The organism is Paenibacillus sp. CF095, assembly GCF_900101225.1.
GTDB lineage: Bacteria > Bacillota > Bacilli > Paenibacillales > Paenibacillaceae > Paenibacillus.
The window spans coordinates 775,205-786,516 of the sequence record NZ_FMZN01000002.1 but is presented as its reverse complement, the minus strand read 5'-3'; the positions used below and the strand labels follow the sequence as shown (position 1 = coordinate 786,516).

The 11,312-nt window shown below is 46.5% G+C and carries 7 protein-coding genes and 1 rRNA gene; 1 reads left to right on the top strand and 7 read right to left on the bottom strand.

Features of this window, described 5'->3' with window-relative positions:
- Positions 1-299: ribosomal RNA gene (locus BLS69_RS22625) — 16S ribosomal RNA — on the bottom strand; the annotation flags it as partial.
- 711 nt (positions 300-1,010) lie between these two features.
- Between BLS69_RS22625 and BLS69_RS22620 the strand changes: the two genes are divergently transcribed.
- Complete coding sequence (locus tag BLS69_RS22620) at positions 1,011-2,381, top strand: molybdopterin-dependent oxidoreductase (protein WP_091036478.1); 1,371 nt, start codon at positions 1,011-1,013, stop codon at positions 2,379-2,381.
- Positions 2,382-2,502: 121 nt separating this feature from the next.
- On the opposite strand, the gene ligA is transcribed toward BLS69_RS22620, so the two are convergent.
- The 6 genes from ligA to rfbB all read right to left on the bottom strand — a co-directional run bounded on the left by ligA (position 2,503) and on the right by rfbB (position 11,298).
- On the bottom strand, positions 2,503-4,518 hold the full coding sequence (ligA, locus tag BLS69_RS22615; protein ID WP_091036476.1) for an NAD-dependent DNA ligase LigA: 2,016 nt from the start codon (positions 4,516-4,518) through the stop codon (positions 2,503-2,505).
- 213 nt (positions 4,519-4,731) lie between these two features.
- Positions 4,732-7,086, bottom strand: coding sequence for a DNA helicase PcrA (pcrA, locus tag BLS69_RS22610; RefSeq protein ID WP_091036473.1), 2,355 nt, complete (start codon positions 7,084-7,086; stop codon positions 4,732-4,734).
- Between the two features lie 487 nt (positions 7,087-7,573).
- Positions 7,574-8,269, bottom strand: a complete 696-nt coding sequence (locus BLS69_RS22605) for a heptaprenylglyceryl phosphate synthase (protein ID WP_091036470.1) — start codon at positions 8,267-8,269, stop codon at positions 7,574-7,576.
- A 115-nt stretch (positions 8,270-8,384) separates the two neighbouring features.
- Entirely contained in the window at positions 8,385-9,260 is an 876-nt protein-coding gene (locus BLS69_RS22600; protein WP_091036467.1) for a phosphatidylinositol-specific phospholipase C/glycerophosphodiester phosphodiesterase family protein, read from the bottom strand.
- A gap of 134 nt (positions 9,261-9,394) precedes the next feature.
- Positions 9,395-10,276, bottom strand: coding sequence for a dTDP-4-dehydrorhamnose reductase (gene rfbD / locus BLS69_RS22595; RefSeq protein WP_091036465.1), 882 nt, complete (start codon positions 10,274-10,276; stop codon positions 9,395-9,397).
- The gene (rfbB, locus tag BLS69_RS22590; protein WP_091036462.1) at positions 10,273-11,298 is read right to left on the bottom strand and encodes a dTDP-glucose 4,6-dehydratase; all 1,026 of its coding nucleotides are present in this window, start codon (positions 11,296-11,298) and stop codon (positions 10,273-10,275) included. The genes rfbD and rfbB overlap by 4 nt, the downstream gene beginning before the upstream one ends.
- Positions 11,299-11,312 lie beyond the last annotated feature (14 nt).

Below are 11,312 nucleotides of genomic sequence, written 5' to 3'. Positions count from 1 at the left end.
CTACGCATCGTCGCCTTGGTGAGCCGTTACCCCACCAACTAGCTAATGCGCCGCAGGCCCATCCCCAAGTGACAGATTGCTCCGTCTTTCCAGTTTCCTTCAGGCGAAGAAAACAATTATTCGGTATTAGCTACCGTTTCCGGTAGTTGTCCCAAACTTGAGGGCAGGTTGCCTACGTGTTACTCACCCGTCCGCCGCTAAGTATCAAGGAAGCAAGCTTCCTATCAACTCCGCTCGACTTGCATGTATTAGGCATGCCGCCAGCGTTCGTCCTGAGCCAGGATCAAACTCTCCAATAAAGTATTGAAAAGAGCGATAAGCTCATTTTGAATCTGACGATTCATTGTGAATCAAAAGTTACTATCCATTTGTTCAGTTTTCAAGGAACTTGTATGTCCGTTTATGTTGATGTTTATCAACCAGACAGGAATCTTATCATATCATGTTAACTAACTTACTGTCAACACTTTGTTTTCGTCACCTTTCAAATGATTATGACAATCATTCGTTTGAAGCGACAAGAAATAATATATCATGTAGCGATTTATTTAGCAAGCATTTTTAATCTACCATTTGATATTATATAAATCTTCAACAACGCTATCTTGCCTTCAGCCTATATGCGGCACATTAACACAATATCTGAAACAAAAATGGAACCCTATTAAAGGCTACTTTATATCCAAGAAACATGTCCTTTCTATAATATTGATTTCTAAAACCATACGTAATAAGGATCTAGATGAAAGACAGCTAGAGTGCCCGATTGGGATAATGAGCCTTGCCCTCCTGTTGGTTTGAAGAAAGTGATCCAAAAACTCTATAATAAGGTATATAGATATAGAGATAAGGCTAAGCAATCAAGTGTACTTCTTCATACGTAGTTATGAACAATCGTTAATCGTCTCGTATGAGTACCTTTACACCGATAACGCACTCCATTTGCAGCTGGCTATTACATATTAAAGTTCTGAATAAACTCATTACTAACCTATATGGGGTGATCGCACTTGAAACAATGGTTGAAGAACATGCGCAAAGGTTATGGCAAAAAGTTGGTTTCCATCCATGCTTGGAATGCCTGGATTGTTGTGATCCTTGCTATATCAGGTCTTATGCTGGTAGGCGGCTTTTGGCGAGAGATACTCGGAATCGGTCGTGTCTGGTTAAAATGGCTACATATCATCGTTGGGCTAGCTATGCTGGCACCCGTAGTATATTACTTAATTTTGGCCGGAAAGCACTGGAAACAACTTCGAAATAGACCTTGGCAAAGGGTGAACACCATCTTTGTTCTTGGGCTGCTGGTAGGCTGGCTACTCTCAGGTATTGTGTTATGGCAGTTCAAGCTAGCTGGACCTCGATGGTCGAATGCTGCACTTTTGATCCATGACCTGCTGACTTGGGTGGGCTTACCTTATATCATCTATCACTCCATCACTCGGACCAAATGGTTAAAGGACCCTGCACGTCGTGCGGTTAAAACCACTACAACTTCAGCACGAGCTCAAAATACAGCTGATCCATCTGATTCAATATCGGATGAAAAAGAACCTCCGGCTGTTATATCTTCTTCCCAGTTTGATCGCAGTTCCGACAGAGATCCCCTCAAATCTGAGGAGCGACCTCAACCGTTGTATACACGACGAGCTTTCATCCGTTCTGCTGTGGGGGTTGGTCTCGCCGTGACTCTTGGACCTACTTTTATATCCTGGGTAGGACGAAATCTCAAGATCGATAATAGTATTGATAGCATGCTGGAGAACGATCCTAACCGTATGGTTCCTCTGCCACAACCGCTGTCTGCCTCTTCACCTCCCATTGGAGGCGGAGCTGAAGGTCATTTCCGCGTATATACGGTTACGCCCATACCGTCCTTCTCCAATGCTAACTGGTCTTTTCGAATTGATGGGTTGGTTGAACGGGCACAGGTATGGAACTGGGAACAATTCGTGAAGCTCGCTCGTACCGTACAGGTTAGTGATTTCCACTGTGTAACGGGCTGGTCTGTATATAAGAATACCTGGGAAGGCATTTCTCTTGCACAGCTTTTGAAACAAGCCGGGGTCAAACCGGAAGCTCACAGTGTGAAGTTTTATTCCGGTGATGGTGTATATACAGATGCGATTACGATGGATCAAGCACAAATGGAAGATATTATGGTCGCTGTCATGCATGATGGCAAACCCATCCCGGCTGATCTTGGCGGTCCGGTACGGCTCGTCATTCCTCAGATGTATGCCTATAAATCAGTAAAATGGTTAAATCGCATTGAACTCATCGACAGCGAACATATAGGTTACTGGGAAGAGCGAGGGTATGATAAGGATGCATGGCTTACAGGCGCATCTCAACGTATCCCTAACAATTTAAGTGGATAAGATTGATGAGCGTTCATTCGTTGTATCAAATAATTCAATAAACAGCAAAAGCCCCCGATCACATATTCGTGTCTTCGGGGGCTTTATTATATGAGCTCTTCTGTTAATTCATCCTTTAACCCTAGGGATTCAAAAGACGTACAAGTTCGTCCTCATCCTCAATCGTTGGAATACCGAGATCATGGGCTTTGGTTAGTTTACTACCTGCCTTCTCTCCGGCAATAACCAGATCTGTCTTTTTCGACACACTGCCAGTCACCTTCGCTCCGAGCGCTTCCAGTCTTTGCGTCGCCTCTTCCCGCGTCAATTGGTGCAGCGTTCCGGTCAAGACGACCGTTTTACCACTGAAAAAGGAATCTTCCACAACAGCAACGGCTGGCGCCTCAGGTGCCTGAGCTTTCACACCCAAGTTGAGCATCTTCTCAATTGCAGCCTGTGTAAACGGATCTGCAAAGAAAGTTACGATGCTCTCCGCCACAATACCACCGACGTCAGGTAGTTCAACCAATTCTTCTACGGTTGCATTCATAATGGCGTGCAGATCTCGGTAATGATCAGCCAGCATGCGCGTTGTAGATTTACCTGTGTTCGGAATACCCAGTGAGTATAAGAAGGAAGCCAAGTCTCTATCTTTACTAAGCTCAAGCGCAGCGATAAGGTTGTTCGCTTTCTTTTCCCCAAACCGCTCCAGCTTCACCAGATCATCAAACTGTAACGTATACAGGTCAGCAGGCTCACGTACATTCAATTCATCATACAGCTGAATCGCCGTTTTCTCACTAAACGTCTCGATGTCCATGGCATCACGGGAAGCAAAATGGGATATACGTGCCACCGTCTGCGGTTTGCATGCCAGTCTGTTGTTACAGAACAGGTGTGCCCCACGTTGCTCCAGCGGGAATCCACATGCCGGACACTGCTCAGGGAAGATGATCTCCTCGCCATCACTTTCCTCTGTCACTTTACCCAGAATTTCAGGAATGACGTCGTTGGAGCGGCGAATAAAGACCCTTGTGCCCAGAGCGAACTTCAGATTTTTGCGCTCAATATCGCCGACATTGTTCAGCGTACAGTTCTGTACCGTTACCCCGGCAAGTTCAACCGGTTCTACGCGTGCCAGCGGAGTTACTTTGCCAGTACGGCCCACATTCCATACCACAGCGTTAAGAACTGTCGTGGTCTCTTCTGCCTCGAATTTATATGCCACCGCCCAGCGAGGGAATTTATCGGTATAACCCAACACCTCACGGGTGCGCATGTCCGTAATTTTGATAACAGCTCCATCGATCAGATAGTCCAACTGACCCCGGTTCTCCTGAATGGCGGCCAGTTGCTCCATTACATCATCAAACTCATGGAAATAAGTAATCGATGGATTAACTTTGAAGCGGTTCTCACGCAGGAAATCCATCATCTGCTGATGATTGGCAAACTGAATGTCATCCGAATAACCTACGTTATAAAAGTAAGCATTCAGCCGACGCTCAGCCGTCGCTTTCGGATTCAAGTTACGCAGCGCTCCTGCTGCTGCATTCCGCGCATTCTTGAGTGGCTCTGCTGCCGTCTCATTGTATCGGTCCAAGACAGACAGATTCATGATGCCTTCACCCTGTACTTCAATTGTACCGCTTGTATAAGGAATTTTGAGCGGAACGGAGCGGATTGTTCTCACCTGTGCCAAAATCCCTTCGCCTACAGTACCGTTACCACGAGTAGAGGCTTGCACCAACTCACCGTTGGTGTACGTCAGGTTCAGCGTCAATCCGTCAAACTTCAACTCAATGACATAACCTGGTTCCGGTAAAGGGGTATCCGGATTTTTACTGTTATAGTCGTTAATCAGTTTCAGTACACGGGTATTCCAGCTGCGCAACTGCTCAATATTCTGCGCTTTGTCCAGACTCCATAATGAGGATAAATGGCGATGTGGGGTAAACCCCTTGAGCAGTTCGCCGCCCACACGCTGTGTTGGAGAATCAGGCAGAACCATGCCGCTTTCCTGTTCCAGCGTAACCAGTTCATCGTACAGAAGATCATACTCCTTATCGCTGATCTGTGGCTGATCCATCGTGTAGTACTGATAATTATGCTGGTTCAGCTCGGTAACGAGTTGCTCCATCCGGTGCATCGGGTCCATACAGGGCCATCCCTCCGTTAATTTGATCTATATATGTAGAACGAACACTCCTATTGCACGTGAACTCCGATAACAGAATAATTTCCGATCGCTGTTATCCCCGGATTTCTTTTATTCATTTTAAAAGGTAGAAATCCAGGGATAAAGGCGAACGCCTTGCTTCTTCAAGTTATTTCTGTTCTCTCCGTTATCGTGCAAAAGGAAGTTTCGTTCTTATTCCACTTTCGTAATAGGGGCAAAGCCGGCAAGCAAACGTTTAACACCAACCGGAGCCGGGAAGGCAATCTGCAGTTCGGTATCATTACCTGTCCCTTTTACTGCAACAATCGTGCCTGTCCCCCATTTGCCATGCTGCACTTTGTCCCCTGCCTTGAATCCTGCTTCACCATTAGAAGCCACCGGCTTGGAAGCAGATGATGGCGTAGAGTATGTTGGGCGAGAAGTACTCGTGGTCACACGCGAAGTTGACGTGGATGAGGTAGCAGATGAACCACTCTTGCTTTGGTGATCAAAGAGCTTGGTGCCACCACCAAAGTTACTTCCTCCACTAGAACCTAGCCCACGTCCACCATATGAGCCGCCTCCGCTACTTCCGCGGCGGTAACGATCACGAGCCATGGAAGTGTCTTCCTTCAGCTCATCCGGAATTTCGTCCAGGAAGCGGGAAGGCGGATTCGCTGTGGTACGTCCAAACAAGGTACGCATCTGGGCACACGACAGGAAAAGTTGCTCTTCTGCACGAGTAATCCCCACATAAGCAAGTCGGCGTTCTTCCTCCAACTCTTCATTATCCATAAAGGCTCGGCTGTGAGGGAAGACGCCTTCCTCCATACCCACGATAAAGACCACCGGGAACTCCAGACCTTTGGCGCTGTGCATGGTCATCAGGGTAACAGCATCGCTCTGGTCCTCTTCATCATCGTTCATGCTATCGATGTCAGCAATCAATGCAAGATCAGTGAGGAACGATACGAGCGTTTTGTCTTCATTATTTTTCTCAAATTCCATCGTTACCGACAGGAACTCTTCAATGTTCTCCAGCCGTGCACGGGATTCGAGTGTGTTTTCATTTTGCATCTCAAGACGGTATTGGCTCATCTCAAGAATCTTCTCGGTTAATTCAGTTACAGACAGATATTCTACCATCTGATGCAACGCAGCGATCATGTCATAGAACTCCACGAGCGCATTACGCGTACGGCCAGCAAAACCAAGATCATCCACGACCTGCAGTACTCGGAAAATGGAAATTCCACGCTCTCCTGCCGCAGCCGCAAGCTTCGCTACCGTTGTATCACCGATGCTACGCTTCGGTACATTAATGATCCGAGTGAGACTGATATCATCGTCGGGGTTAGATAACAGGCGCAGATACGCCAGAATGTCCTTGATCTCTTTACGATCATAGAACTTGATGCCGCCGACAATCTGATACGGAATATCAGACTTGATCAAAATTTCCTCTATAACCCGGGACTGGGCGTTAGTACGGTACAAAATGGCATGGTTCTGATAGGATTTGCCGTTCTTCACATTTTTACTAATCTCAGAGGTAACAAAATACCCCTCATCATGTTCGGAATCCGCACGGTATACCTTGATCTTCGAACCACCCTCTTTGTCCGTCCACAGTTTCTTCGGTTTACGCCCTGTATTCAGGCCGATCACTTCATTCGCTGCATTCAGGATATTGGAAGTTGAACGATAGTTCTGCTCCAGCAAAATCGTGTTTGCTTCTGGATAGTCTTTCTCAAAGTTCAGGATATTGCTGATATCCGCCCCGCGCCAGCGATAGATCGATTGGTCACTATCCCCTACAACGCAGATGCGGTGGTGGCTGTCAGCGAGCATGCGGCACAGCATGTACTGTGCACGGTTCGTATCCTGATACTCGTCCACGTGAATGTACTGGAATTTCTTTTGGTAAAAGTCGAGGACTTCAGGTACTTCCTTGAACAGTTGAATAGTCTGCATAATGAGATCATCAAAATCAAGTGAGTTGTTGGCTCTTAACCGTTTCTGGTACATCTTATATATCTTCGCTACAATACCCTCGAAATAGTCTCCTGCCTGCTTCTCATATTGCTCCGGACTGATCAGTTCATTCTTGGCCGTGCTCATCATCGATTGAACTGCTTTGGGCTCGAATTTCTTGGTATCGATATTCTGGTCTTTCATACAGCTGCGAATTACAGATAATTGGTCCGATGAATCCAAAATACTGAAGTTGGAGGTAAAGCCAATACGTTCAATATCACGACGCAGAATTCGCACACACATGGAGTGGAACGTGGATACCCAAATGTCGCGGCCTTGGGAGCCACCAACCAGTTGGGATACACGGTCTTGCATCTCACGAGCGGCTTTGTTCGTAAATGTAATCGCTAAAATGCCCCACGGGGGCGCTTTCCGTGTTGCAATGAGGTAGGCAATCCGGTGTGTCAGCACCCGGGTTTTGCCGGAGCCCGCTCCCGCCATAATCAGCAGTGGGCCATCCGTCGCCTCGACGGCTTGCCGTTGGGGGGTGTTAAGCCGTGCAACGGCATCATGTATATTTACAGGTTGCATGCATGCATGCTCCTTTCGTTGGTTGGTCGGTATAAGTGAGCTATCGTTTACACTCGTCACTACGATGACAGAATAATCTTCCGATCGCTGTTATTCCCGGATTTTTCGATCTACTTTTCAAAGGTGAAAATCCGGGAATAAAGGCGCACGCTCCGCTTCTCCAGCTTATTTCTGTCCTCTTCGTTCTCGTGTAAAAATAGTTTAACTTATAATTAAGGGTAGTTGAAATCACAAGAGAGAACACTTCGTTTCTTCAGATTGCTTCTGCATTCTCCGTTTCTGTGTAAACATAGTTCCTCTATACGAATTGTTGGTAAGAGGTGAAAATCCGGGAATAAAGGCGAACGCATCGCTTCGTCAGCTTACTTCTCTCCTCTTCGTTCTCGTGTAAACGACATACGCTCATATAACTTCTTTAATTAGTAAGGGCAAAGTTCTATTTTAACAGATCATAAGGGGAAAATGGGGGAATGGTAAACTAAACCGATTAAATGGTACCTTTTACAGCCAACACCGTCTCAAGTGCCTTATTCAAATCGCTGTACACAATGTTGCCTACCACGATGGTATCTGCCACCTGGGCAGCTTGCGTGGCTTTCTCCGGATCATCAATTCCGCCGCCGTAGATGAGGTGTGCCCGCTCCAATTGTCTGTGTGTCTCACCAACAAGTTCCATATCTCCGAACGTTCCGCTGTACTCCATATATACAATGGGAAGATTGAGCAGACGCTCCGCAGCCTGGGCATATGCCACCGCAGCTCCTGTCGTCAGATCCGTATCTGCACCAGTCAACCGCGCTACCGTGGAGTTTGCATTAAGCACAATATAACCCTCGGCAATCAGCAGATCCCAAGGGATAAGATAACCATAACGCTCTATGGCTTGCTGGTGGTGCCCAATCATCCATTTGCTGTCCGTTGCATTCAGGACCATTGGGATCAGATATCCATCAAAGCCGGGAACAACAGCCTCCAGATCAGATACTTCAAGCACACATGGCAACTCATAACGACGCACACGGGACATCAGGTCTACCGTATTATCATAAGTAATTCCGGAAGATCCGCCGACGATAATCGCATCGGTCCCCGACATGCAGACCAGATCGAGTTCTTCGTCCGTAATCTCCCTGTCCGGGTCAAGCTTAAACACATGTCTCCACTGCTTAATCATTTCTATCAACGAACATTCCTCCAGAGGTTCTTCTGCATCCTAGAAAGCTTGTAAACTAAGTCTAAGTCAGCAGACAGTGAGTGTCAATGTTCGTATAAAAAGGGGAACAGAAAAACATTAATTTTTACGGTTTCCAGGCAAAACGTGTATTCATCTCATCCAACTCCTGCTCCGTCAGCACGTCCGAGTACACCCCGTACACGCCCCATTTCTCATAGTTAGCCACCTGTTCAGTGTCATTGATAGTATGCACGTAGGTGACTGAGCCTGCACTATTCAGCTTGGCGACAAAATTCTGGTTTACTTTATATTCCGGCATAGTCACAGCATCAATATCATTTTTTTGCACAAAATCAACAACCTGAGCTTCTGTATCCTGTGTGGCATATAACGTATAGATAATGGAAGGGAATGCATAGACTTCTTTCACCGTTTCAAGCATCGGTTCGTTATAGATCTGTACAACCACCCGGTCCAGCACGGATGGATCATGTTCTTTGGCTGCATCCACGAGGGATCTTAACACCTGCTGTATATCCTCATCCTTCTGTTCCTTGGTGTCGGTTACGATATACATATCCGGGTACTGAGCCAGTACATCTATAATGCCATCGGCATCCATGGGTTGGTACATGCCCAAGATTGGCGTATCCATGAATTCATCATGTGTCAACGCTCCGGCCTGTTTTTCCTCGGGAAGCTCTTGGTCCTGTCCTAGCATTTTACTCATATTAGCGGTCCACTCATGTCTGGCTACGGCTTTGCGATCCGATGTCAGCATAAAGTCGATCTCAAAAACACGTGTGCCTTTCTCGTAATTGGCAATCATCGCTTCATAGGCGTTTGTATATGGTTGATCACGAATACTGCCCATCGCATGGGCGATTAATCTATAAGCGGTAAATCCGTCCCGTTGTTCCTCACTCTCGCTTTCATAGGCGAAAAAGAGTGTGCCCACGGTAACGATCAGTAGTATTAACACGGCGGCAATGCGTTTCATATCACATTCACATCCTCAGTACCTTTTTGATAGCTAACTACCCGAATTGATGAGGTATAAAACAAAATAGCCGCCCGAGGCGGCTGTTAAATGGTGGATAGACTGTGGGAATAAAGTAAGGTCCATCGACATGCTCAGTCCTTTTGTAGTACACTCAACTCTTTCAAAAATGCAATCAGCGCCTCACGCCAAGGTCTCAGAGGTTCCAAACCGTTCGTTCGAATCGCCAGATGATCCATCACCGAGTATGCAGGACGAGGGGCTGGCCGCGGAAACTGATCGGTTGTGCATGGCGTAAGTTCGGCTGTCGGCTCGAACCCACTCTGTTTACCGGCTTCCTCTCTTATTGCCTGTGCAAACTCGTACCATGTGCAAGTTCCTGAATTGGAGGCATGATAGATGCCATACTTTTCACTCGTAGAAAGGGTATGAATGAATCGGGCAAGATCCACCGTATAGGTAGGCGAACCTTGTTGGTCATGAACAACTTGCAATTGTGGACGTTTCGCCATAAGTTCCAGCATGGTTTTGACAAAATTACTGCCATACACGCCAAACACCCATGATGTTCGGATGATAAACCATTGCGTGCACAAACTTTGAACCAGCCGTTCCCCAGCAAGCTTCGACTTGCCATAAACACTCTGCGGATTCGTTACATCGTATTCTCGATATGGTGTACTACCACTCCCATCAAATACATAATCCGTACTGATATATACCAGCTTTGCTTTCACACTCTCGGCGGCAACCGCAATATTTCTAGTACCTGATGCATTGATTTCGTATGCTGTATCCTCATCTACCTCAGCCTGATCGACCGCTGTGTAAGCAGCGCAGTGAATTATGATGTGGGGTCGGAAGGTCTTAATCATATCTGTGCACTGCTGTTGATCGGTAATATCCATCTGGTTTTTGTCACAGGCCAATACCTGATGACCCTCTGCTTCGAAGGTCTTCACTACATCATAACCCAGCTGTCCCGCCGCGCCAGTCACCATAACTCTATAGTTCATTTGGACGAATCACCCATCCGCTTGCCATACTGAAGCTGAACATAGTCCTGATACGTGCCTGATTGAATTCTCGTCCACCAATCTTGATGTTTCAGATACCATTGGATCGTCTCCTTGATCCCTGTCTCAAAATTGTGTGCAGGTTGCCAGCCGAGCTCTGTACGTATCTTGGTAGGATCTATACCGTAACGTCGGTCATGACCCAACCGATCCTGTACATATTGAATCAAACTCGCTGGCTTACCCAGTTGCTCCAATACGCTCTCCACAATGTATATATTAGTACGTTCATTACTACCTCCAATGTTGTATACCTCTCCAGATTGTCCATTATGAATCACCAAATCAATCGCGCTGCAGTGATCCTCGACATAAAGCCAGTCGCGAATATTGAGCCCGTCACCATATACTGGAATGGCTTCATCATTTAATGCACGGGATATAATCAGCGGAATCAGTTTCTCCGGGAACTGAAAAGGTCCGTAGTTATTAGAGCAACGTGTAATATTTACAGGAAGTCCAAACGTTTCATGATAGGCTCTTACGAGCAGATCCCCGCCAGCTTTACTTGCAGAGTAAGGACTGTTAGGCATCAGAGGGGTTTCTTCAGTAAATAAACCTGTTGCACCTAGTGATCCATATACCTCATCTGTCGATACCTGAACAAATTTGGTGACTTGATATTTCTTTGCCGCATCCAATAGAACCTGAGTACCCATCACATTGGTACGCACAAAGATATCCGGGGACAGAATACTTCGATCCACATGAGACTCGGCAGCGAAATTCACAACCACATCAATGCCTTGGGAAAAAACAGCTTCCATCTGCTGTACATCTGCAATATCTGCTTTGATGAAGGTATATTGGGGATTGGACTCTACTGTATGCAAGTTCTCCAAGTTCCCCGCATACGTTAATGCATCCACATTGATAATCTCATAACTCGGATGTTCACGAAGCATATATAATACAAAGTTGCTGCCGATAAATCCGGCCCCACCCGTAACCAGTAGTTTCATGCTGTCTCTCTCCC

What these genes read in the sequence shown, in the direction of transcription:
- ligA (WP_091036476.1), bottom strand. Translation starts at nt 4,518, where the DNA reads ATGGACCCGATGCACCGGATGGAGCAACTCGTTACCGAGCTGAACCAG.
- pcrA (WP_091036473.1), bottom strand. Translation starts at nt 7,086, where the DNA reads ATGCAACCTGTAAATATACATGATGCCGTTGCACGGCTTAACACCCCC.
- BLS69_RS22600 (WP_091036467.1), bottom strand. Translation starts at nt 9,260, where the DNA reads ATGAAACGCATTGCCGCCGTGTTAATACTACTGATCGTTACCGTGGGC.
- rfbD (WP_091036465.1), bottom strand. Translation starts at nt 10,276, where the DNA reads ATGAACTATAGAGTTATGGTGACTGGCGCGGCGGGACAGCTGGGTTAT.
- rfbB (WP_091036462.1), bottom strand. Translation starts at nt 11,298, where the DNA reads ATGAAACTACTGGTTACGGGTGGGGCCGGATTTATCGGCAGCAACTTT.